This window comes from Sphingosinicella humi (assembly GCF_003129465.1).
GTDB classification, from domain to species: domain Bacteria; phylum Pseudomonadota; class Alphaproteobacteria; order Sphingomonadales; family Sphingomonadaceae; genus Allosphingosinicella; species Allosphingosinicella humi.
In genome coordinates this window covers 1,955,949-1,976,804 of record NZ_QFFF01000001.1, presented here as the reverse complement: position 1 = coordinate 1,976,804, position 20,856 = coordinate 1,955,949, and the positions used below count along the sequence as shown (strand labels likewise).

General features: G+C 67.9%; 21 protein-coding genes and 1 tRNA gene. 9 read left to right on the top strand and 13 right to left on the bottom strand.

Annotation, left to right across the window (positions count from 1 at the left end; genetic code table 11):
- Positions 1–57: 57 nt before the first annotated feature.
- A complete protein-coding gene (locus DF286_RS09875) occupies positions 58–435 on the bottom strand; it encodes a histidine triad nucleotide-binding protein (protein ID WP_109272128.1) in 378 nt (125 codons plus the stop codon).
- An 88-nt stretch (positions 436–523) separates the two neighbouring features.
- Here DF286_RS09875 and DF286_RS09870 point away from each other — a divergent pair, with 88 nt between their 5' ends.
- From DF286_RS09870 to DF286_RS09855, 4 genes are all read left to right on the top strand, one after another.
- On the top strand, positions 524–1,006 hold the full coding sequence (locus DF286_RS09870) for an SspB family protein (protein ID WP_109271273.1): 483 nt from the start codon (positions 524–526) through the stop codon (positions 1,004–1,006).
- Positions 1,007–1,115: 109 nt separating this feature from the next.
- On the top strand, positions 1,116–2,510 hold the full coding sequence (fumC, locus tag DF286_RS09865; RefSeq protein ID WP_109271272.1) for a class II fumarate hydratase: 1,395 nt from the start codon (positions 1,116–1,118) through the stop codon (positions 2,508–2,510).
- 49 nt (positions 2,511–2,559) lie between these two features.
- Complete coding sequence (locus DF286_RS09860; RefSeq protein WP_109271271.1) at positions 2,560–3,315, top strand: NUDIX hydrolase; 756 nt, start codon at positions 2,560–2,562, stop codon at positions 3,313–3,315.
- A gap of 40 nt (positions 3,316–3,355) precedes the next feature.
- Positions 3,356–4,081, top strand: coding sequence for an extensin-like domain-containing protein (locus tag DF286_RS09855; protein ID WP_109271270.1), 726 nt, complete (start codon positions 3,356–3,358; stop codon positions 4,079–4,081).
- Positions 4,082–4,252: 171 nt separating this feature from the next.
- Here the strand turns inward: DF286_RS09855 and DF286_RS09850 are convergent, their stop codons facing one another.
- Both DF286_RS09850 and DF286_RS09845 read right to left on the bottom strand, forming a co-directional pair.
- Positions 4,253–4,525, bottom strand: coding sequence for an SWIB/MDM2 domain-containing protein (locus tag DF286_RS09850; RefSeq protein ID WP_109271269.1), 273 nt, complete (start codon positions 4,523–4,525; stop codon positions 4,253–4,255).
- 79 nt (positions 4,526–4,604) lie between these two features.
- On the bottom strand, positions 4,605–5,411 hold the full coding sequence (locus DF286_RS09845; RefSeq protein WP_109271268.1) for an LD-carboxypeptidase: 807 nt from the start codon (positions 5,409–5,411) through the stop codon (positions 4,605–4,607).
- Positions 5,412–5,462: 51 nt separating this feature from the next.
- Here DF286_RS09845 and DF286_RS09840 point away from each other — a divergent pair, with 51 nt between their 5' ends.
- From DF286_RS09840 to DF286_RS09830, 4 genes are all read left to right on the top strand, one after another.
- Positions 5,463–6,875: a glutamate ligase domain-containing protein gene (locus tag DF286_RS09840; RefSeq protein WP_109271267.1), complete on the top strand. Its 1,413-nt coding sequence runs from the start codon at positions 5,463–5,465 to the stop codon at positions 6,873–6,875.
- Positions 6,876–6,924: 49 nt separating this feature from the next.
- Complete coding sequence (locus tag DF286_RS09835; RefSeq protein WP_109271266.1) at positions 6,925–7,272, top strand: hypothetical protein; 348 nt, start codon at positions 6,925–6,927, stop codon at positions 7,270–7,272.
- A 126-nt stretch (positions 7,273–7,398) separates the two neighbouring features.
- Positions 7,399–7,527 (top strand): hypothetical protein, encoded by a 129-nt coding sequence (locus DF286_RS15495; RefSeq protein ID WP_279379357.1) that lies wholly within the window; start codon positions 7,399–7,401, stop codon positions 7,525–7,527.
- 695 nt (positions 7,528–8,222) lie between these two features.
- Positions 8,223–8,687 (top strand): bactofilin family protein, encoded by a 465-nt coding sequence (locus tag DF286_RS09830; RefSeq protein WP_109271265.1) that lies wholly within the window; start codon positions 8,223–8,225, stop codon positions 8,685–8,687.
- Positions 8,688–8,691: 4 nt separating this feature from the next.
- Here the strand turns inward: DF286_RS09830 and trpA are convergent, their stop codons facing one another.
- The 9 genes from trpA to recJ all read right to left on the bottom strand — a co-directional run bounded on the left by trpA (position 8,692) and on the right by recJ (position 18,871).
- Positions 8,692–9,498, bottom strand: coding sequence for a tryptophan synthase subunit alpha (trpA, locus tag DF286_RS09825; RefSeq protein WP_109271264.1), 807 nt, complete (start codon positions 9,496–9,498; stop codon positions 8,692–8,694).
- Positions 9,495–10,670, bottom strand: coding sequence for a tryptophan synthase subunit beta (trpB, locus tag DF286_RS09820; protein WP_109271263.1), 1,176 nt, complete (start codon positions 10,668–10,670; stop codon positions 9,495–9,497). Before trpB ends, trpA begins: the two co-directional genes overlap by 4 nt.
- A gap of 109 nt (positions 10,671–10,779) precedes the next feature.
- Positions 10,780–12,183: a bifunctional indole-3-glycerol-phosphate synthase TrpC/phosphoribosylanthranilate isomerase TrpF gene (gene trpCF / locus DF286_RS09815; RefSeq protein WP_109271262.1), complete on the bottom strand. Its 1,404-nt coding sequence runs from the start codon at positions 12,181–12,183 to the stop codon at positions 10,780–10,782.
- Entirely contained in the window at positions 12,176–13,243 is a 1,068-nt protein-coding gene (trpD, locus tag DF286_RS09810) for an anthranilate phosphoribosyltransferase (RefSeq protein WP_207790023.1), read from the bottom strand. The genes trpCF and trpD overlap by 8 nt, the downstream gene beginning before the upstream one ends.
- A gap of 286 nt (positions 13,244–13,529) precedes the next feature.
- The gene (locus DF286_RS09805) at positions 13,530–14,780 is read right to left on the bottom strand and encodes a M24 family metallopeptidase (protein ID WP_109271261.1); all 1,251 of its coding nucleotides are present in this window, start codon (positions 14,778–14,780) and stop codon (positions 13,530–13,532) included.
- Between the two features lie 68 nt (positions 14,781–14,848).
- Positions 14,849–15,295 carry a PilZ domain-containing protein gene (locus tag DF286_RS09800; RefSeq protein WP_109271260.1) on the bottom strand — a complete coding sequence of 149 codons (447 nt, stop codon included), beginning with the start codon at positions 15,293–15,295 and terminating at the stop codon, positions 14,849–14,851.
- A 60-nt stretch (positions 15,296–15,355) separates the two neighbouring features.
- Positions 15,356–16,693 (bottom strand): DEAD/DEAH box helicase, encoded by a 1,338-nt coding sequence (locus DF286_RS09795; protein ID WP_109271259.1) that lies wholly within the window; start codon positions 16,691–16,693, stop codon positions 15,356–15,358.
- A gap of 258 nt (positions 16,694–16,951) precedes the next feature.
- Positions 16,952–17,027 (bottom strand) — tRNA-Glu (locus DF286_RS09790).
- A 50-nt stretch (positions 17,028–17,077) separates the two neighbouring features.
- The gene (gene recJ, locus DF286_RS09785; RefSeq protein ID WP_279379365.1) at positions 17,078–18,871 is read right to left on the bottom strand and encodes a single-stranded-DNA-specific exonuclease RecJ; all 1,794 of its coding nucleotides are present in this window, start codon (positions 18,869–18,871) and stop codon (positions 17,078–17,080) included.
- Positions 18,872–18,992: 121 nt separating this feature from the next.
- Here recJ and DF286_RS14965 point away from each other — a divergent pair, with 121 nt between their 5' ends.
- Complete coding sequence (locus tag DF286_RS14965; RefSeq protein WP_158274659.1) at positions 18,993–19,856, top strand: diacylglycerol/lipid kinase family protein; 864 nt, start codon at positions 18,993–18,995, stop codon at positions 19,854–19,856.
- Between the two features lie 3 nt (positions 19,857–19,859).
- On the opposite strand, the gene glpX is transcribed toward DF286_RS14965, so the two are convergent.
- The gene (glpX, locus tag DF286_RS09775) at positions 19,860–20,846 is read right to left on the bottom strand and encodes a class II fructose-bisphosphatase (protein ID WP_109271258.1); all 987 of its coding nucleotides are present in this window, start codon (positions 20,844–20,846) and stop codon (positions 19,860–19,862) included.
- Positions 20,847–20,856 lie beyond the last annotated feature (10 nt).

The following is a 20,856-nucleotide window of genomic DNA, read 5'->3' as shown; positions in this document are numbered from 1 at the left end:
GCGGAACCTAAAGGCTAATCGGCGAGGCGCAATAGAGATAATCGCGAAATCCGCCGCTTAGCGTGCCAGCATGGGCCCCAAGGGCTTGCCGGCGAAGATATGGACGTGGAGGTGCGGAACCTCCTGGCCGCTTTCGAGGCCGACATTGGCGAGCAGGCGATACCCGCGCTCGACCAGCCCCGCCTCCCGCGCGATCTTCCCCACGGCCCGAACCAGCGCCGCGATCTCCTCAGCCGACCCGCACTCGGAAAAATCGTCCCACGAGACATAGGCGCCCTTGGGAATCACCAAGATGTGGGTCGGCGAGAGCGGATTGATGTCGTTGAACGCAAGCACATGCTCATCCTCATAGACCTTGGAGCATGGCAGCTCGCCCCTCAGGATGCGGGCGAAGATGTTGTTTTCGTCATAGGGGCGGGTCGGGTCGATCGGCATGGTTTCCTCCGTCGCGCCGGGATAACCTTTGAGCCGGGCCTCGCGCAACGCGCTTGACCGGCTCGCGGCCGGCGTTACGAGTCGCCGCATGAGTGACGAGACGCCCGACAGCCTGATTCCCTATGACGAAATCGTCCAGGAGGCGCTGCGCGCCGTGGTCGGCCGCGTGCTCGGCGAAGTGGAGGCGACCGGCGCCCTGCCCGGCGGTCATCATTTCTACATCACCTTCAAGACCGGCGCCGCCGGCGTCGAGATTCCGAAGCACCTCACCGAACGCTTTCCCGACGAGATGACGATCGTCATCCAGAACCGTTTCTGGGACCTCAAGGTTCGCGACGACGGCTTCGAGGTCGGCCTCAGCTTCAACCAGGCGCCCGCCAAGCTTGTCATTCCCTTCTCCGCCATCACCGGCTTCGTCGATCCGGCGGTCAATTTTGCCCTTCAGTTCCACGCCCAGGCCGAGGAGGCAGGGGCTCAGGAGCATGAGCAAGCGGAGAACGATCACCCCGGCCAGGAGCCGGCGGAAGACGGATCGAACGTCGTCTCGGTGGATTTCAGCCGGAAGAAGTGACGCCTCCCATGGCGTCACCCTGGACTTGCGTCGGGGTTCAGCCGATCACCCATTCGAGCGCCGACAAATGTATGCTGGACCGGGTTCAGCATGACGAGGAGGGGCAGGAATGACGTCCACGACCCGCACCGAGACCGACAGCTTCGGCCCTGTCGAGGTCCCCGCAGACACCTATTGGGGCGCGCAGACGCAGCGCTCGATCGACAATTTCCCTTTCGGCCTGCGCGAGGCGATGCCGGCGGAAATCGTCCACGCCCTCGGTCTGGTGAAGCAGGCGGCGGCGCGGGTGAACGCCCGCATCGGCATTCTCGACGCGGAGCTGGCGGAAGCCATCCAGCAAGCGGCCGGCGAGGTAGCGGCCGGCGCGCTCGACGACCAGTTCCCGCTCGTCATCTGGCAGACCGGGTCCGGCACGCAATCCAACATGAACGCCAATGAAGTGATCGCCGGCCGAGCCAACGAGATGCTCACCGGCCAGCGCGGCGGCAAGAGCCCGGTCCACCCCAACGATCATGTGAACCGCAGCCAGTCATCGAACGACAGCTTTCCCACCGCCATGCACGTCGCCGCCGCGCGCGCGACCCACCGACGGCTGCTGCCCGCCTTGCGCAGGATGCACGATCGGCTTGCCGCCCAGGCGAAGGCATGGGACGCTCTCATCAAGATCGGCCGCACCCACCTCCAGGACGCGACGCCGCTGACGCTCGGCCAGGAATTTTCAGGCTACGTCGCGCAGCTCAGCGACGGCATCGCGCGGGTCGAAGCGGTGTTGCCGCGCCTGCACCGGCTGGCGCAGGGCGGCACGGCCGTCGGCACCGGCCTCAACGCGCCGGAGGGTTTTGCCAAGGAATTCGCCGCCGAGATGGCGAAGCTGACGCAGCTTCCCTTCGAGACCGCGCCCAACAAGTTCGAAGCGCTGGCAAGCCATGACACGCTAGTCGAGCTTTCGGGCGTGCTCAACGTCATCGCCGTGTCGCTCACCAAGATCGCCAACGACATCCGCCTCATGGGCTCGGGCCCGCGCTGCGGCCTCGGGGAGCTGAAGCTGCCGGAGAATGAGCCGGGCAGCTCGATCATGCCCGGCAAGGTCAATCCCACCCAGGCGGAGATGCTGACCATGGTCGCCGCCCAGGTGATGGGCAATCATGTCGCCGTCACCATTGGCGGCCTGCAGGGCCATCTCGAGCTCAACGTCTTCAAGCCGCTGATCGGCGCCAATGTGCTGCGCTCGATCGAGCTTCTGTCGGTGGGGATGGAGAGCTTCACCGAACGCTGCCTCGACGGCATCAAGCCGGACGAGCGGCGCATCTCCGAGTTGGTCAATCGCTCCTTGATGCTCGTCACCGCCCTGACGCCGGAGATCGGCTACGACGATGCCGCCAAGATCGCCAAATACGCCCATGAGCATGGCCTGACGCTGAAGGAGGCCGGCCTGGAGCTGAAGCTGATCAGCGAAGAGCGGTTCGACGCCGTCGTGCGCCCGGAGACGATGCTCGGGCGGTGATCATGACATTTTTCTGCCTCCATTTCCTGGCTTCGGCTGGCGGGTCGGCATGAGCGATCTTCCCGAAGCCATCCCGGCATCGACCCTCATCCTGTTGCGTCCGGCGGAAGCCGGGCCGCCCGAGCTGCTGATGATGGAGCGGGTGCAGAGCATGGCCTTCGCCGCCGGCGCCCTGGTGTTTCCCGGTGGGCGGATCGACCCCGAGGACCATGAACTGGCCGCGGCCGTCGGCGGCGGCATCGACCACGCCGCCGCGCGCATCGCCGCCATCCGCGAGACGATCGAGGAAACCGGAATCGCCCCTGCGCTCGATCCCCTGCCCGACGCCGAGCTGGCGGCCGAGATCAGGCATGCGCTGGAGGCCGGCGCACCCTTCGCCGAGCTGCTGGAGCGCCACTCGCTCCGCCTGGACCTGGAAGCGCTGACGCCGTTCGCCCGCTGGTGCCCCACCTTTCGCGAGACGCGGCGCTTCGACGCGCTCTTCTTCGTCGCCGAGGCGCCCCGGGGCGCGCACGCCACGGCGGCCGAAGCCGAGGCCACGCGGACCCTGTGGGCGAGCGCCCAGGAAGTGCTGGCGGAGGCGGACAGCGGCCGCGCCCGCATCATCTTTCCGACGCGGCGCAACCTCGAACGCCTTGCCCGCTTCGCCGACATCGTCGAAGCCCGCGCCGACGCCATCCGCCATCCGGTCGAAACCATCGTCCCCTGGATCGAGCAGCGCGGCGGCGAGCAGTGGCTCTGCATCCCCGACGACGCGGGCTATCCGGTGACGGCGGAACGGCTGGAAACCGCCCGGCGAACCTGAGCGACGCAACCCCGGCCGCCGTTCATGCGTCGCGCTTGGCATGCGCCCGCTCCGTATCCTCAAGACGCTGCTTGTTCTCGGCCTGCTCGCCTTTGCCGGAATGCTTTTCTACGGCTGGGCCCGCAATCACCCCGAGGACCTCCCCTGGACTCCGCTCGACCTCAGCCAGCCGGTCGGCGCCTTCACCGGCCGCAAGCTGGCGGGGCTCGGCGATGATGCCGAACAATGCCGCACTCTTCTGGACCGTGCCGGAATCGAATTCACCGCGCTTCCGCCCCGCCGAACGGACGCCCAATGCGGCTATGGCGATGCGGTACGCCTCACCGGCGGCGCCCTCGAAATCGAGTACCGCCCCGCCGGCCTCGGCACGAGCTGCCCCGTCGCCGCCGCCTTGGCGCTATGGGAATGGCACGTCGTCCAGCCCGCCGCGCTCGATCATTTCGGGCAGACGGTCGCCACCATCGACCATCTGGGAAGTTACAGCTGCCGCCGCCTCTACGGGCGCGACAAAGGCCGGTGGAGCGAGCACGCCACCGCCGACGCCATCGATATCGCCGGTTTCAGCCTGGAGGACGGCACCCGGATCTCGGTGCTGAGAGATTGGGACGACGGCGGGCCCAAGTCCGCCTTTCTGGACGACGTGCGCGACGGCGCCTGCGACCTGTTCGCCACCGTTCTTTCGCCCGACTACAACGCCGCCCATCGCGATCATCTACATCTCGACCAGGCGGCGCGCGGCGAGATGGGCTGGCGGGCGTGCAGCTAAGTCCGTTTTCGTCATTGCGAGCGCAGCGAAGCAATCCAGGCTGGCTCAACTGGATTGCTTCGTCGCTTCGCTCCTCGCAATGACGCGGACTCGTCGCTCATGAAAAAGGCGAGCCGCCTCACAGGGCGACCCGCCTTCCTTGTCCCCCGCTTAGACGGGTGACCGTTTAGATCAGGGCTGGCTGAGGTGGTTCGACAGATGCTTGTTCATCTCGAACATCGACACCTTGTCCTTGCCGCCGAAAATCGGCTTCAGCTTGGCGTCGGCCATGATTTCCCGCTTGTTCTGCGGGTTCTGCAGGTTGTTCTTCTTGATATAATCCCACATCTTGCTGACGACGTCGCTGCGCGCGATGTTGCCCGAGCCGGTGATGGCCGCGAGCTCGGGGGACGGCTTCATCGGCCGCGCCAACGCATTATTCCCACTTTTCTTCGGTTCCAGCATTACGCCCTCCTTGTGATTTGCTCCTGATAGAGCGCAAACCCGCGTCCTTTGCAATGGCCGACAAGGGTTACCGGGCAATTTATCCAAAGGGAACGACCTTGTTGTCCGCGTCATGGCCGATGTCGGCAACCCCCAGCCAGGGGATGCCGGACCGTTCGCACCAATGGCGGACCACCTCCTCCTCGCTCTCGCCGAAGTCGGGATCGTTCTCCGGCACCAGGCTGCAGCGGCCGAGACGAATGCCGGCGACCCGCCGCACCGCCGGGTTGCTGCTGATGTGGAACATCGATCGGTCGGTGCGATAGGTGTGCTCGGAGACTTCCTCCAGCATCAGCACATGATCCGTGAGGTCGGGCTGAAGCGGCGTCCCGAGCAGCTGGCTGAACACGGTGATATTGAAGGCGGCGTGGCGCGCATCCTCGGCGACGCTCGGCTCCAGCGCATCTACAGAACGATCGACCAGCCAGGAAAGGGCGCGCAGCACGGCGGCTTCACCTCCGTCGCGCTTCACGTCCTGCGGCATCGGCCCGTGCGCGATCTGATCGAAGCCTGCGTGGTAGAGGCCCGCCAGCAGATAGCCCGCGTCGCTGTAGCCGAGATAGGCCTTCTCCCGTGCGGTGATGCCGAGCCGCGCCAACACATCCTCGGCGATCCGGCAGGAGCCATAGCCGCCGCGCGCGAACCAGAGCGCGTCGAAGCCCGGATCGTTCGCGACCTCGACGAACGCGTCCGCCCGGACACGGTCCTCGCCGGCGAAATGCTTGTGGACGAGGAAGCATTGCGGGTGGAAATGGACTTCCGCGCCGGCCTCCTCCGCCAGCGCCGTCACCCGATCCGCGACCGTCCGTTCGATCGGCGTGCTGGGCGCCACCACTCCGATCCGCATCCCCGCTCCTCTTCGTTTGAAATGCCCGACGCTTCCCAATAGGGCTGGCGCATGAACGAGGCCAAACCCTATTTCTTCTGCGGCATCGGCGGGAGCGGCATGCTCCCCCTCGCCTGCATCGTCCGCGCGCAGGGCCACGAGGTCGCCGGCTCCGACCGGGCGCTCGACCAGGGACGGCTCGCGCCGAAGTTCGACTTCCTGAAGGACCACGGCATCGCGCTCTTCCCGCAGGATGGCAGCGGCCTTACCCGCGCGGACCAGCTGCTGGTCACCTCCGCCGCCGTCGAGGAGACGGTGCCGGACGTGCAGGCCGCCCGCCGCCTCGGCGCCGAGCATATCACCCGACCGCAGCTCCTCGCCCGCCTGTTCAATGCGGCCCCGAGCGGCATCGCCGTCGGCGGCACCAGCGGCAAATCGACGACGACGGGGATGATCGGCTGGATTCTCCACAGCCTCGGCAAGGCGCCGACGGTGATGAACGGCGCGGTCATGAAGAATTTCGTGACGCCGGAGACCCCCTTCGCCAGCGCGCTCGTCGGCGGCGGCGACATCTTCGTCAGCGAGGTGGACGAGAGCGACGGCTCGATCGCGCTCTACGAGCCGCGCATCGCCGTCCTCAACAACATCACCCTCGACCACAAGTCGCTCGACGAGCTCCGCACCCTGTTCCGCGACTTCGTCGGCAAGGCCGAGTCCGCGGTGCTCAACCTGGATGATGACGAGACCCGCCTGCTCGCCGCCCTTCTTCCCGCCGAAAAGGTCATCACGGTGGCCTTCGAGGAGGCGGATGCCGATCTCCTCGGCAGCAACGTCCGCGAGGAGCCGCTCGCCATCAGCTTCGACGTGACGGAGCGGCGAACCGGCGAGACCGTTCCGGTGCGCCTCGCCGTCCCCGGCCGCCACAATGCCGAGAATGCCCTCGCCGCCCTCGCCGCGGTGCGCGCCCTCGGCCTCGACCTCGGCCCGGCCGCGGCGGCGCTTTCCGGCTTCACCGGCCTTCGCCGCCGCTTCGACATCGTCGGCACGCGCCACGGCGTCACCGTCATCGACGATTTCGGCCACAACCCCGACAAGATCGCCGCGACCCTCAAGACGCTCCACGCCTTTCCGGGCCGGCTGCTCATCTTCTTCCAGCCGCACGGCTATGGACCGCTCCAGAAGATGGGACGGGAGCTGATCGACGGCTTCGCGCATAATCTCGCCGCCGAGGACGTGCTGCTGATGCCGGACCCGGCCTATTTCGGCGGCACCGTCGAACGCTCCGTCGGCAGCGAGGACATCGTCGCCGGAGTGCTCGCCACCGGCCGCACGGCGGAATATGTCGGCGACCGCCCGACCGCCGCCGAACGCCTCCTGTCCCTCGCCCGGCCCGGCGACCGTATCGTCGTCATGGGCGCGCGCGACGACACGCTGTCTGAATTCGCCGTCAGCCTCCTCGAACGGCTCCAGCCAAAGAAGGACTAGCGCGAGCGCATCGGCTGTGTATTATCCATCTAAGACAGTGGAGCGATTCATGGCCAAGAAATCGAAGAAGCCGAAGATCCCCAAGAAGATCGGCGGCGTGAAGATCCCGAAGCAGGCCCGCAAGGCCGGCAACAAGGCGCTGAAGCTCGCCGTCGAGCATCCGGTGATCAGCGACGTCGTCGCCGCCGGCCTGCTCGCCGCCGCCGCCGCGCTGACCGGCGACAGGAAGCTTCGCGACGCCGCCCGGGAATTGGGCGAGGAAGTCAAGGACGCGGCCGCGGCCGCGAAGGCTGGCCGTGCCAAGGCCGCGGCCAAGGCGGCGGCGGGCGCGATGGGCAAGGCGCTGCGCGACGAGCTCCTCGCCGGCAAGGCCCGGAACGGCGCCGCAAAGCCCTGAGCGGAGACGGCGAGCGGACGTCGGGGTGCCGCTACTGCGCGATGGACGGGGGGAACCGTGCCTTCGCTCCTCGCGTTTTTCTTCCGTTCCCACCCCCTTGGGGGAACTTGAACGGAGGAGGCACTGATGCCAGGTCAGGACAAGAATAAACAGCGTCAGCAAGGCAGGCAGGATCGCCAGCAGCAGCAACAGCAGCAGAGCGATCGCCAGCGGCAGCAGGGCGGCAGCAGCGACCGCGGCCGCCAGCAGCAGTAACTGACGCTCTAATCTCCCTCTCCGGGAGAGCAGAGGATGGATGGGCCGTCTTTCGAGGCGGCCCATTTTCATTTGCCCGCCGCCTTCCGGGCAATTAAGCGGCCGGCGGCACGGCTCGCCCGACGCGATTCCGCCGTCCAGATTTATCCCCGATATCCAATTTATCCACAGGTCGATTTCGCTTGGTGCGACTCGGGAACAGGTGAGATTTTACCTGTGTGGTCGGAACGATCGACCGGAGACGGAAGAACCCTCCCGACCACAAAGCCGATGTGAAGCAGGACATCCGAGAGGACATCCATTGCGACACACAGGCGATGGCCGGAAGAAGCCGGCGCGACACCGACGATCCGAAAGCGCAAGCTTTCGACGGAAGTGAAGCGGCAGTCTTCTAAAGCCAGGCAGAGCTGGAATCCTCCCGATGATGGCTCTGTTGATCGAGAATCCATTCGAAGTCAGCTTCGACGGAAACTCGATACGCCCCAAGCGAGAAAGGCTCCGCCTTCGGGCGCAGCCGATCAAGCAAGGGACAGTGGGGGCTGGTGGCGACACCAGCCCCCATTACGTTTCGCCATGTGTCCCCGCCGCTACGGCATCCCTCCGTTCCAGCCACCTGCGGTTCCCCCGTGCTTGCCGTGGCTTAGGCTTTTGGTGATAGATGGACTCCATCTTCAGGCGAGGGGAGGCGCCGGAACATGTTTGCCAAGGAAAAGAAGGCTCGCGCTCGCGCCGCGGGCAAGTCGGGCAAGAATGGCGGCGGCTTGTCCTTCATCGGCGCCGAAGTGGTGGTGAACGGCGACATCGTCACCGAGGCCCGCCTCCATGTCGACGGCAAGATCGAAGGCGATGTGCGCTGCTCGACCCTGAGCCAGGGCGAGACCGGAACCATCGCCGGCAACATCGTGACCGATGAGGCCCGGCTCGCCGGGCTGGTCGACGGCACGGTGACGGCCCAGCGCCTCACCCTCGGCCCGACGGCGCGAATCACCGGCGACGTCGCCTATGAGGTGCTGAGCATCGAGCCTGGCGCCCGCATCGAAGGCCGCTTCGCCCGCCGCGAAGGCGCGGCGGCGAGTGCGCCGAAGCTGATCGTGGCGGCCGAGAAGGCCAAGCTGCCGCCGCCCCCGGATGCGACCGAGCCGCGCGCCGCGGCCGGCTAGCCCCTCAAGCGGGCTGCGCCGCCGCAGACTGTTTCATCGCGGCGACAAAGGCTTTGAGCGCCGGGACCGGGTCACGCTCGTTGGCCACGATCTTCACGATCGCAGACCCGGAGATCACCCCTGCCGCGCCGGCGGCGAGCGCCGAGCGGACATGAGCCGGCGTTGAGATGCCGAAGCCCAGGACGGGCGGCGGCGCGCCATGACGCGCCAGGCCTTCGAACAGGGCGTCATGGTCCAGTGCCATCTCGGCTTCGGTCCCCGTGACGCCTGGCCGGGCGACGCAATAAGTGTAGCCGCTGCCCAGGCGCGCGATCCGCTCCAGCGTCGCCGCTGGCGTGTTCGGCGCGGCGATCAGCACCGGCGCTACGCCATGCCGCTGCGCCGTATCGACATAGGGTTCGGCTTCGAAGACGGGAACGTCCGCCACCAGCACGCTGTCCACGCCCGCCTGTGCCGCCGCCGCATAGAAAGCGTCGCGGCCCCGGGCGAGCACGATATTGGCGTAGGTGAGGATGCCGACCGGGACATGTCGATGGCGTGTGCGGAACGCCCCGAGAAGATCGAAGCAGTCGGCCGGGGTGACGCCCAGGCGCAGGGCCCGGTCGGCCGCCGCCTGGATCGTGGGACCGTCCGCCACGGGATCGGAAAAGGGTATGCCGACCTCGAGCATGTCAACGCCGGCCTCGACGAGCGCATCGAGAATGGCCGCGCTTGCCTGAAGGTCCGGATCGCCCAGCATGACGAAGGCCCCGAAGGCGCCCTCGCCCCGCGCCCGGAGTCGTTCGAACATCGCTTCGTAACGGCCGCTCATGCTTCGAGCCCGATCAATCGCTGCGCCTGCTCCATATCCTTGTCGCCGCGCCCGGAGAGATTGACGACCAGCACCATCTCCTCCCTCGCCCCTTCCGCCATCTTCAGCGCGTGCGCCAGCGCGTGGGCCGATTCGAAGGCGCAGACGATCCCTTCCGATCGCGCGAGCAGGGCGAAGGCATCCAGCGCCTCGCGGTCGGCCGCGCCGACATATTCCGCGCGGCCGCTATCCTTCAGATGGGCGTGCTCCGGCCCCACCGCCGGATAATCGAGGCCGGCCGAGACCGACCAGCTGTCGGATATCTGCCCGTCCGCATCCTGCAGCACATAGGTTTCGGCGCCATGCAGAACGCCCGGCCGGCCGCGCAGCAGCGTGGCGCCATGCTCGGCGCCGTCGAGGCCCTTGCCCGCCGCCTCGACCCCGATCAGTCGGACCGACGGATCGTCGATGAAATCCGCGAACAGGCCCATCGCATTGGAGCCGCCGCCGACGCAGGCGATCACCGCATCCGGCAGCCGCCCTTCCTCTTCCACTATCTGCGCCCGCGCCTCCGCGCCGATCACGCGCTGGAACTCCCGCACCATCAGCGGAAAGGGATGCGGCCCGGCGACGGTGCCGAGGAGGTAATGGGTGTCGCCGAAGGTCGCCGTCCAATCTCTCAGCGCCTCGTTCACCGCGTCCTTGAGGCCACGGCTGCCGCTCTCGACCGGCACGACCTCCGCGCCCATCAGGCGCATTCGAAAGACGTTGAGCTTCTGCCGCTCGACATCCTGCGCACCCATGTAGATGCGCGTCGTGAGACCGAAGAGCGCCCCGACGATGGCGGTCGCGACGCCGTGCTGGCCCGCGCCCGTCTCCGCGATGAGCCTCGTCTTGCCCATCCGCCTGGCGAGCAGGGCCTGGCCCAGCACCTGGTTGGTCTTGTGCGCGCCGCCGTGGAGCAGGTCCTCGCGCTTGAGATAGATGCGGACCTTGTCGGAGCCGAGGTTGCGGCACAGCGTCAGCGGCGTCGGCCGCCCCGCATATTTGACCAGGAGATCGTCGAGCTCGGCCTGGAAGCCTGCATCCTCGCGCGCTGTCAGGAAGGCTGTCTCCAGTTCCTCCAGCGCCGGCATCAGTATCTCCGGCACATAAGCGCCGCCATATTCGCCGAAGCGCCCGCGCATCAGCATGACAGCGACCTCCTATCGTCATCCCCGCGAAAGCGGGGATCCCGCTGCCTTACGGGGTGCAGGAAGGAAGAAGCGGGATTCCCGCTTTCGCGGGAATGACGGGGAACGGTCAGCATGGCAGCGCCTCCCCGCGCTTGGCCGGCCGCAGCGCCTGGAAGAAGGCGTGGAGCTTGCCCGCGTCCTTGCGGCCCGGCGCCATCTCGACCCCCGAACCGACGTCGAGCGCGAAGGCGCCGACGCGCGAGGCTCGGCGGGCGTTGGAGGGGTTGAGGCCGCCGGCGAGGATTGCCCGGTCCAAGTCTGGTCTCCGCCTGATCCGCTGCCAGTCGAAGGTGCGCCCGGTTCCGCCCGAGCGGCCGCCGACCAGCGTGTCGAACAAGGTTCGGTCGGCACCGGGCCGCGCCGCCGGGACGCGCGCTCCGACCGCTCCCGCCGCCCAGATTTCGCACCGCTCCGGAAGCCGGAGCTTCAAGTCGCTGATGTAGTCGGCGCTCTCCATCCCGTGGAGTTGGACGGCGTGCAGCCGGAGCTCGCGAGCGAGGTCGACGACCTTCGGAACCGCTTCGTCGCGGAAGACTCCGACCAGCGGCAGATCCTGCCCCGCCGCCGTTTCGGCGATCTTCCCCGCCTGAGCGGGCGTCACTGCCCGCGGCGTATGCGGCACCATGATGAGACCCGCATAAGCCGCGCCGCACTCCGCCGCCGTCTCGACATCGTGGGGATCGGTGAGGCCGCAGACCTTCACGCGGCCGAAGGCGAGCGCCCGCGCCGCCCCCCTCGGGTCGCCGGCTCGCATCAGAGACGAGCCGACGAGGAAGGCGTCGGCGTGGCGGGAGAGGCGCTCGACGTCGCTCCTGCCCTGGATTCCGGACTCCGCGACGACCAGCCGGTCGGCAGGCACCAGGCCGGCGAGCCGCTCGGTGACGCGAAGGTCCACCGACAGCGTCCTCAGATCGCGGTTGTTGATACCGATGATCGGCGCGCCGATCCGGACCGCGCGCCGCATCTCCGCTTCGTCATGCGCCTCGACCAGCGCGTCCATGCCGAGCCGGCGCGCCTCATCCATCACGCAGGCGGCCTGCGCGTCGGAGAGGACCGACAGCATGACCAGCACCGCATCGGCGCCGTGCATCCGCGCTTCGGGCACCTGGCGCGGATCGACGACGAAGTCCTTGGCGAGGATAGGACCGTCGAAGACCTGACGGACGGCCCGGAGATCGGCAAAGGAACCGCCGAAATAGGGGCCGTCCGTCAGCACGCTGATCGCGTCCGCGGCGCCGCCATAGGCCCGCGCCTGCGCCGCCGGATCGACGCCCGCGCGGAGCAGGCCCTGGGACGGAGAGCCGCGCTTCACCTCCATGATGAAGCGACCGCCTGCCCGCGCCAGCGCCGTGCGCAAGCTCCGCCGCGTCGGCCTGGCCTGCCCGCGAAGCGCATCGAGGCCGATGTCCCGCAGCCTTTCCGTCACGTCGATCCGCTTGCGGGCGACGATCTCGCCAAGCACGTCAACCATGCGTCGCCTCCACAAAGGCGGTGAGCCGCTTGTAAGGGGCACCCGAGGCCAGGGTCTCACGGGCGAGATCGACCGCCGCCTTCAGACTTTCCGCGAGGCCCGCCGTCATCAGCAGAGCACCCGCGTTGAGCGCCACGACATCGGCCTCGGCGGCGTGGCCCTGGCCCATGAGCAGCCTCTTCAGCCGCTCGGCATTCTCCTCCGGACCGCTGCCCTCGAGCGTCCTCACGGGCGCCCTCGCCAGCCCTACCTCCTCAGGGACAATGATCATCGGCTCGAGCCGGCCACCCGTCAGGCGCAGCGCATGCGTCTCGCCATGAAGAGCGATTTCGTCGAGGCCGGCGCCGTGCACGACCAGCGCCCGCTCGACGCCGAGCGCCGCCAGGGTGAGCGCCACCGGCTCGATGAGGCGCGGATCGGCAACGCCGAGGAGCTGCACCGGGGGCTCGGCCGGGTTCACGCAGGGACCGAGCGCGTTCATGATCGTCCTGACCTTCAGCGCCCGGCGGACGGGTCCGGCATGACGCAGACCCGGATGGTAGCGCGGCGCGAACAGGAAGCAGACGCCGGTCTCGTCCAGTACTCGCCGCGACACCGCCGCCGGCACGTCGAGCTTCGCGCCCAGATGCTCCAGCACGTCGGCGGATCCGCAGCGCGAGGTGACCGAGCGATTGCCGTGCTTCGCGACCGGCAGCCCCGCCGCCGCCGCGACGAAGGCCGCGGCGGTCGAGACGTTGATCGAACCCGATCCGTCTCCGCCCGTCCCGCAGGTATCGGCGAAGAGATAATCGGGCCGCTCGAAGGGTTCGTCGGCCGCGCGAAGCGCCCGGGCGGCGCCGATCAGCTCGTCGGTGGTCTCGCCCTTGAGGCGGAGCGCGACGAGCATGGCGGCGATGGCGGGCTCCGAAAGCCGACCTCCGACCAGCTCGGTGAAGAGGCGCTCGGTCGCTTCTCGGCTCAAGGAATCCCCGGCGTAGAGCCGCCCGAGCGCGGCCTCGACCGCATCCTCCCGGGCGACTTCGGGGGCGACGAATTCGGCGAGATTGTTGTTCATGAACATGGCGATGGTTCCTGGTGGAAGCGCAATAAAAAAGCCCGCCGGGCGGCGGGCTGATCGGGTGAAAAGAGGGACTTAGAGAGTCACCATCACCATCGATGCAGGCGTGCCGCCACGGAATCGCAATTCCGCCACCAGAGCCAAGCCTGCGAATGACCCCCGCACGACACCGCGCCCGCCGAAGCGGCGGCAGCGGTCGAAAAGGGTGCACGATGGGTCATGCCCTTAAACTCACGAAAGCGGCGGGCGGCGTCAAGCCCCGATTTGTACGGCAGGCGATGGGACGAAGTCAGCCGAACGGCTTGTCCAGCGACGGCGGCGGTTCGGAGAAATATTTCGGCCCCGCGTCGGTCATGTAGAAACAGTCCTCGAGGCGAATGCCGAACTGGCCTGGAATGTAGAGGCCGGGCTCGTTCGAGAAGCACATGCCGGGCGCCAGCTTCGTCGTCTCGCCGCGGACCAGGTTGACCGGCTCGTGGCCGTCGAGACCGATGCCGTGGCCGGTGCGGTGCGACAAGCCGGGAAGCTTGTAGTCCGGGCCGTAGCCGAGGCTTTCATAATAAGCGCGCACCGCGTCGTCGACGCTGCCGCAGGTCGCGCCGAGCTTGGCCGCCTCGAAGGCGATCTGCTGGCCTTTGTGCATCTGGTCCCAGACCTCGCGCTGGCGCTGGGTCGGCTCGCCGAAGACGAAGGTGCGCGATATGTCGGACTGATAGCCGTGGACGTCGCAGCCGCAATCCATCAGCACGACCTCCCCTTCGCGCACCTCCTGGGGCTGGCCGGAGCCGTGCGGATAGGCGCTCGCTTCGCCGAGTAGTACGAGCGCGAAGCCGGGGTTGCCGCCCAGCGCCGTCGTCGCCTCGTTCATGATCGCCCCGATGTCCGATGGCGTCATGCCGCGCTCGATGCGGGAATGGGTGTGGCGATAGGCGGCGACGGTGACGTCGTTCGCCAGCTTCATCAGTGCGATCTCGGCGGGCGACTTGACCATCCGGCAGCCGCGCACGACCTGCGCGCCGGAACGAATCTCCACGCCGGGCATCGCCTTCTGGAGCCCGTCGATGGCGAAATGGCGCACCGTTTCCTCGATGCCGACGGGGCCGGTGAGCTTGCGCTTGCCGAGCCAGCCGGCGACCAGCTTCAGCGGGTCCTCATGCTCGTTCCAGGTCAGCACCTCGGCCGGGACGCCCAGGCTCTCGCGCACCGACGGCTCTTCGAAGAAGGGTGTGACGATGGCGATTTCGCCCTCGACCGGCAGCACGGCGGCGGTCAGCCGCTCGCTCCGCCACCATTGCACCCCGGTGAAATAGACGAGGCTTGCTCCGGGCTCGATCAGCAGCGCCGACAGCCCCTGGTCGCGCATCAGCCGCTGCGCCTTGGCGATCCGCGCCTGCCGCTCCTCGGCACTGATCGCCTTCGCACCGGCCGTCATCGACGTGAGGCCGCCTGTCTGCGTCTGCGCCAGCGCCGGCATCACCGCGCCGACGACGGCCGCCGCCCCGGCCAGCCCGAAAAATCCACGGCGATCGACTACAGACATCAGCGGCTCCTTTATTGGCAGCCGCCTCTCTTCCACGGCACGACCGGCGCCGCAAGATTAGCGCGTCCTCAGCGCCCCATCCGGCTAGCGCGGAGCTTCGCCCGTGCCCATTCCTCCGCGCTCAGCCGATCGTCGCGGCCGGCCGGGGCGACATAAAGACTCGGGGTCTTCTCCTGCCGAGCCTCGGGCGGAAGGGCGGCGAGCTCCAGCACCTTTCCATAGGGAATAGGGTCGAAGAAATGGATGCCGCAGAAACCGGCCCGCGCCCATACCACGTCGCCGAGCTCGTCCATGTCGCCGCGCTTCAGCGCCACCGTCCAGCCCTTGGGCGGCAGGTCGGCGCCCTCGACCATGGCGCCCGTGCAGGAGATGTTGCGCAACGTCACCGGATATTCGCGCGTCGTGCCGACCAGCGCCGCGGCGAGCTGCACGCGCGCGCGTTGGGTTTCCCGCCGACCCGTCGTGACGGCGTCGGCCGGTTCCTCTTGGCTCCCGGATTTCCGCGCCTCATCCATGTCGCGATCCTAGCCGGCCATGGCTAATGGACGGTAAAGACGGCTTGGGAAACGACGCTTTTACCGCCCCGATGCGCGCCTTTTCGCACGATTGCTCTTGGGCTTGCCGGCATGGCCGAAATTCGGTCGGCGGCTCTTCGGCCGCTTGACGCGATTGCGCTCGCCCGCCTCGCCGTCGCCATGATGCCGCGGCTGGCCCTTGGGCGGAGCGGGAGGCGCGACACGGCTGGACTTGATGCGGGCAGCCTCGGCGAGGAAATTCTCCGGCAGCGGCACGACCTCGATTCGCTGCCGAGTGAGCTTCTCGATGCCTTTCAGATAGGCCCGCTCATCCTCGGCGCAGTAGGCGATGGCGACGCCCGCCGCGCCGGCGCGCGCGGTGCGGCCAATGCGATGGACATATTGCTCGGAGACGTTGGGCAGCTCGAAATTGATGACGTGGGAAACCCCCGATACGTCGATGCCCCGCGCGGCGATGTCGGTCGCGACCAGGATCTTCACCTTGCCGGACTTGAACTCGCCGAGCGCGCGCTCGCGCTGCGGCTGGCTCTTGTTGCCGTGGATGGCGTTGGCCGCGATGCCGTTGCCGGCGAGAAGCTTCACCACCCGGTCGGCGCCATGCTTGGTGCGGGTGAAGATGAGCACCCGGTCCATATTGCCGCGATCGGAGAAACCGGCGCGTAGCATCATGGTAAGCAGCGCCTGCTTCTCGGTCTGCTGAACATAGGTCACATATTGGTCGACCCGTTCCGCCGTCGTCGACGCGGGCGCGACCGACACCTGCGCCGGATCGGTCAGGAACTTGTCGGCCAGGTCCTTGATCGCCTTCGGCATGGTCGCCGAGAAGAACAGGCTCTGCCGCTTGGACGGCAGCATCTTCACGATGGCTTTCAGCGCATGGATAAAGCCGAGGTCGAGCATCTGGTCGGCTTCATCCAGCACCAGTATCTCGACATTCTTGAGGGTCAGGAAGCCCTGCTCGACGAGGTCGATCAGCCGGCCGGGCGTGGCGACCAGCACATCGACGCCGCGCGAGAGTTCCTGCCGGTTCTTGTTGATCGAAGTGCCGCCGAAGACGGTAGCGACGCTGATATGGCTGAAGCGGCCATAAGCCTTCGCGCTCTCCGCGATCTGGCCGGCCAGCTCGCGCGTCGGCGCCAGCACCAGCATCCGGCAGGTGCGCGGCTGCGGCCGTTTGTCGGAGGCGGCGAGCCGGTCGATCGAGGGAAGCATGAAGGCGGCCGTCTTGCCGGTCCCCGTCTGGGCGATGCCGAGCAGGTCGCGGCCCTTCAGCAGCAGCGGAATAGCCTGCTCCTGGATCGGCGTGGACTGGGTGTAGTCCTTCAGCGCGAGCGCCTGGAGGACGGGCTGCGAAAGCCCGAGATTGTCGAAAGACATGGGATTGAAACTCACTCATGAGCGGCGCTCGCGCGGCCGAAAGGCGCACGGAAACGCGGCGGGTTATAGGCACCATCAAAATATTACTTTGATGGGACCCGGTGCCGACCCGCGTGAAAAGGGAAAGCCTGGAAATCCACGAAGCAGAGCCGGGGCGGACGACCGCCTGTTCACGCTGCATGATGCTTCGCTGGAGGTGCAAGTGGATGCTGCAGCGCAAAAAGTCAACCCGCAGCCACTTGCCGCCGTGACAGAATATGGTGACCCCAACGGGACTCGAACCCGTGTTTTCGCCGTGAAAGGGCGACGTCCTAGACCGCTAGACGATGGGGCCGTTGCCGGCGCGGGCGGACTTAGGCGAGCGTTCCGCGCCGGTCAAGCGGCTCAGTCGGCGAAAGCGGCGTCTTCCAGATGAAGTTCGGCGGACGGCCGGTCGCCCCAGTCGTCGCGCTTCACCCGTCCGGCGATCCAGAGCTTCCGGTGGGATGGAGCGGCGAGCAGCACCTGGCCGAGCTGGCTGTCCGCCATGCGAAAGGCGATCGCCTTGATGCGTCGGCCGTCGTCGCCCGAGACGATCAGGCGGAGATGACCGCTCCCGACCACGTCCGCCTTGACGATGCGCACCGGGCCCGCGGCGACGCGCGGAGCCGGCCAGCCGGCGCCATAGGGTCCGCCCGCCTCGAGCGCGTCGCACAGATCGGGACAGACGCCGCCCGGCGCGAGCACGGCGTCAAGCAGCAAGGCGCGGCCATCGCGGCTCTGGGCGACGCCGTCGGCCAGGCGCTCATCGAGAAAATCGGTAAGCGCCTCGATCCGGTCGCGGGCAACGGTGAGCCCCGCCGCCATCGCATGCCCACCGCCCGCGATGAGGAGGCCGCTGTCCTTCGCCGCCAGCACCGCCGCGCCGAGATCGACGCCGGCGACGGAGCGGCCCGAGCCCTTGCCGATACCGTCGCCGTCCAGCGCCACGACGATCGCGGGGCGGCCAAGCTTCTCCTTCAATCGCCCGGCGACGATGCCGATCACGCCGGGGTGCCAGCCTTCGCCCGCGACGAGGGCAACGGCGCGGTTGCCCTGGCCCTTGCACAGACCCTCGGCCGCCTCGAGCACGAGCGTCTCGATCGCCCGTCGTTCTTCGTTCAACCGTTCCAGCTCGGCGGCAATCTCGCGGGCTTCCGCCGGATCCTCGGTGGTGAGCAGACGGACGCCAAGGTCGGATTTGCCGACCCGGCCCCCGGCATTGATGCGCGGCCCCAGCGCCCAACCCAGATCGGTGGCCGTGGGCGCCCGGGTGAGGCGAGAGGCGTCGATCAGCGCGGCGAGGCCGATGTTGCGCCGTCCCGCCATCACCTTCAGCCCCTGGGTCACGAAGGCCCGGTTGAGCCCCTTGAGTTGCGCCACGTCAGCGACCGTGCCGAGCGCGACGATGTCGAGCAGATCGATCAGCCGTGGCTCGTCCCGGCCCGCGAAGAACTCTCGGCGGCGAAGCTCGCGAACCAGCGCCGCGCCGAGGAGGAAGGCCATGCCGACGGCCGCAAGGTGGCCGTGGACGGCGCCCTCCTGGCTCTCATCGAGGCGGTTGGGGTTGACCAGTGCATGGGCGACGGGGAGCGCGCTCGCGCATTTGTGGTGATCGACGACGACGACATCCACGCCGGCCGTTCGCGCCATCTCCAGCGCCTCGAAGGCCTGGGCACCGCAATCGACGGTGACGATCAGCTTCGCCCCGCCCTCGGCGATCCGCACCAGCGCCTCGCCGGAGGGCCCATACCCCTCCATCAGCCGATCGGGGATATAGGCTTGGGGCTCACAGCCGAGCGTCCGCAACAGGCGGATGAGCAGCGCCGCGGAGGTGGCGCCGTCGACATCATAGTCGCCGAAGATGGTGACGGACTCCCGCCCCTCGACCGCGTCGGCCAGCCGCTCGGCCGCACGGTCCATGTCGCGGAAGACTGACGGGTCCGGCATGAAGCTGCGCAAGGTTGGCGCGCGATGCCGCTCCAGCTCCTCGCGCGTCACCCCGCGCGCCATCAACAGCTGGTCGACCAGGTCGTCCGGCACGAACGCGGCATCCGCCTCGCCCGCCGCCGCCCCGCGCCATCGCCAGGGCTGCCCGAGGATCGAGCGCGAAATGCCGCAGACATGGGCGAAGTCGGAGGAAGGTCGGTGGAGGTTCACGCCCGCCACCCTAACCTCTTCGATCCCGGCCTGTCGAAGGGCTTGCCCCGCTTATCCACAGAAAAGGCCTTTAACGCGCTGTTACTCCAGCCATGATAGCGGCCGCTCGAAGGAGCGACGCATGGCGCCAGGCGGGATCGTCCAGCTGATTTACAATCCGACGGCGGGGCGGCATTGCGCCAAGCGGCTGGATGCGCTTCGTCTCGGCTTCGAGGCTGGCGGCGCCCAGGTCATCCTGTCCGAAAGCGCGCCGGGCCTCACCCTTTCCATCGACAAGCAAGCGAGCCATGTCTGCGCCATCGGCGGCGATGGCACGGCCCGTCATGTCGCCTTGGCCATTGCCCGAAGCGGCCGGCCGCTGCCGTTGAGCGTCTATCCGGGCGGCACCGTCAATCTCCTCCACCGGGAGTTCGCCGCGCCGACGGAACCGGCGCGCTATGCCGCCAGGGCCCTTAGCGGTGAGGCCGCCTGCCTCCATTATGCCGCCGAGATAAACGACACGCTGTTTCTCGCCTGCGCCAGCGCCGGACCGGACAGCCGCGCCGTGGCCGCGGTCACGCCCGCGCTCAAGCGCCGTCTCGGCAGGCTCGCCTATGGCGCCGCCTTCCTCGGCGTGCTGCTCCGTTGGCAGCAGCCGTCGATCCGGCTGATTTGCGACGGCCGCGAGATACGCTGCGAAGCCTTCTACGTCGCCAAGGGCCGCTATTATGCCGGCCCGTGGAGCTTCGCGCCCCAAGCCTGCCGCACCGCGCGATTGCTCCACGTCGTCGCCCTTCGGCGCGCCCGCCGCCGCGACTACGCCCGCTTCCTGTGGGCGTTGCTGCGCGGGAAGCCCGTCGGCGACGGGGCCGGGGCCCTGGCCTTCACCTGCACCGAACTCAGCGCCGAGGCCGACGCGCCGTTCCCTCTGCAGGCCGACGGCGACATCGTCGCCGACCTGCCGGTGCGCATCGCCCTTCGCGCCGACCCCTTTGCCTTCCGCTAGGCATCAGCGGCCGCCCGGCGCGTGATCGTACCGATGCTCGCCCTTCACCCAGCGCACCGTGCCGGTGCTGGCCCGCATCACGACGCTTTCGGTGGTGATGCAGCTCTTGCGCCGCTTCACGCCTTCCAGCAGCGACCCGTCGGTGACGCCGGTGGCGGCGAAGATCACGTCGCCCTTGGCGAGATCGTGGAGATGATAGATGCGATCGAGGTCCTCAACGCCCCACTTGGCGGCGCGGCCGCGCTCGTCGTCGTTGCGGAAGACCAGCCGCCCCTGAAACTGGCCGCCGACGCAGCGCAGCGCCGCCGCCGCCAGCACGCCCTCGGGCGCGCCGCCCTGCCCCATATAGACGTCGATGGTGGTGTCGGGATCGGTCACCGCGATCACGCCCGCGACGTCGCCGTCTGGGATGAGTTGGATGCCGCAACCCAGCGCCCTCAGCTCCGCGATCAACGCTTCGTGGCGCGGACGATCGAGGACGCAGGCGATGATGTCGGACGGCTCGACGCCCTTCGCCTTGGCGATGGCGCGGATATTCTCGGTCGGCGACTTGGCGAGGTCGATCGTCCCTTCCGGATAGCCCGGGCCGATGGCGAGCTTGTCCATATAGACGTCCGGCGCATTGAGCAGGCATCCCTCTTCGGCGATGGCGAGGACGGCGAGTGCGTTGGGCCCGGCCTTGGCGGTGATGGTCGTGCCTTCCAGGGGATCGAGGGCGATGGCGATCTTGGGCCCGTTGCAATCCACGCGGCCCACTTTCTCGCCGATATAGAGCATCGGCGCTTCGTCCCGCTCACCCTCGCCGATGACGACCGTACCGTCGAAATCGAGCTGGTTCAGCGCCTCGCGCATGGCCTCGACGGCGGCGGCGTCGGCGGCCTTTTCGTTGCCGCGGCCGATGAGCTTCGACGCCGCCACCGCTGCGGCCTCCGTAACCCGCACCATCTCCAGCACGAGGACGCGGTCGAGCACATGACTTGCAGTCACCATTTTTTCTGTC

Coding starts and splice junctions, on each gene's coding strand:
- DF286_RS09795 (WP_109271259.1), bottom strand. CDS start 16,693: ATGTCTTTCGACAATCTCGGGCTTTCGCAGCCCGTCCTCCAGGCGCTC.
- glpX (WP_109271258.1), bottom strand. CDS start 20,846: ATGGTGACTGCAAGTCATGTGCTCGACCGCGTCCTCGTGCTGGAGATG.
- trpB (WP_109271263.1), bottom strand. CDS start 10,670: ATGCTGATGCGCGGGCGCTTCGGCGAATATGGCGGCGCTTATGTGCCG.
- fumC (WP_109271272.1), top strand. CDS start 1,116: ATGACGTCCACGACCCGCACCGAGACCGACAGCTTCGGCCCTGTCGAG.
- DF286_RS15495 (WP_279379357.1), top strand. CDS start 7,399: ATGCCAGGTCAGGACAAGAATAAACAGCGTCAGCAAGGCAGGCAGGAT.
- trpD (WP_207790023.1), bottom strand. CDS start 13,243: ATGTTCATGAACAACAATCTCGCCGAATTCGTCGCCCCCGAAGTCGCC.
- DF286_RS09835 (WP_109271266.1), top strand. CDS start 6,925: ATGGCCAAGAAATCGAAGAAGCCGAAGATCCCCAAGAAGATCGGCGGC.
- DF286_RS09800 (WP_109271260.1), bottom strand. CDS start 15,295: ATGGATGAGGCGCGGAAATCCGGGAGCCAAGAGGAACCGGCCGACGCC.
- DF286_RS09870 (WP_109271273.1), top strand. CDS start 524: ATGAGTGACGAGACGCCCGACAGCCTGATTCCCTATGACGAAATCGTC.
- DF286_RS09845 (WP_109271268.1), bottom strand. CDS start 5,411: ATGCGGATCGGAGTGGTGGCGCCCAGCACGCCGATCGAACGGACGGTC.
- trpA (WP_109271264.1), bottom strand. CDS start 9,498: ATGAGCGGCCGTTACGAAGCGATGTTCGAACGACTCCGGGCGCGGGGC.
- DF286_RS14965 (WP_158274659.1), top strand. CDS start 18,993: ATGGCGCCAGGCGGGATCGTCCAGCTGATTTACAATCCGACGGCGGGG.
- DF286_RS09855 (WP_109271270.1), top strand. CDS start 3,356: ATGCGCCCGCTCCGTATCCTCAAGACGCTGCTTGTTCTCGGCCTGCTC.
- DF286_RS09830 (WP_109271265.1), top strand. CDS start 8,223: ATGTTTGCCAAGGAAAAGAAGGCTCGCGCTCGCGCCGCGGGCAAGTCG.
- DF286_RS09805 (WP_109271261.1), bottom strand. CDS start 14,780: ATGTCTGTAGTCGATCGCCGTGGATTTTTCGGGCTGGCCGGGGCGGCG.
- DF286_RS09875 (WP_109272128.1), bottom strand. CDS start 435: ATGCCGATCGACCCGACCCGCCCCTATGACGAAAACAACATCTTCGCC.
- DF286_RS09840 (WP_109271267.1), top strand. CDS start 5,463: ATGAACGAGGCCAAACCCTATTTCTTCTGCGGCATCGGCGGGAGCGGC.
- trpCF (WP_109271262.1), bottom strand. CDS start 12,183: ATGGTTGACGTGCTTGGCGAGATCGTCGCCCGCAAGCGGATCGACGTG.
- DF286_RS09860 (WP_109271271.1), top strand. CDS start 2,560: ATGAGCGATCTTCCCGAAGCCATCCCGGCATCGACCCTCATCCTGTTG.
- DF286_RS09850 (WP_109271269.1), bottom strand. CDS start 4,525: ATGCTGGAACCGAAGAAAAGTGGGAATAATGCGTTGGCGCGGCCGATG.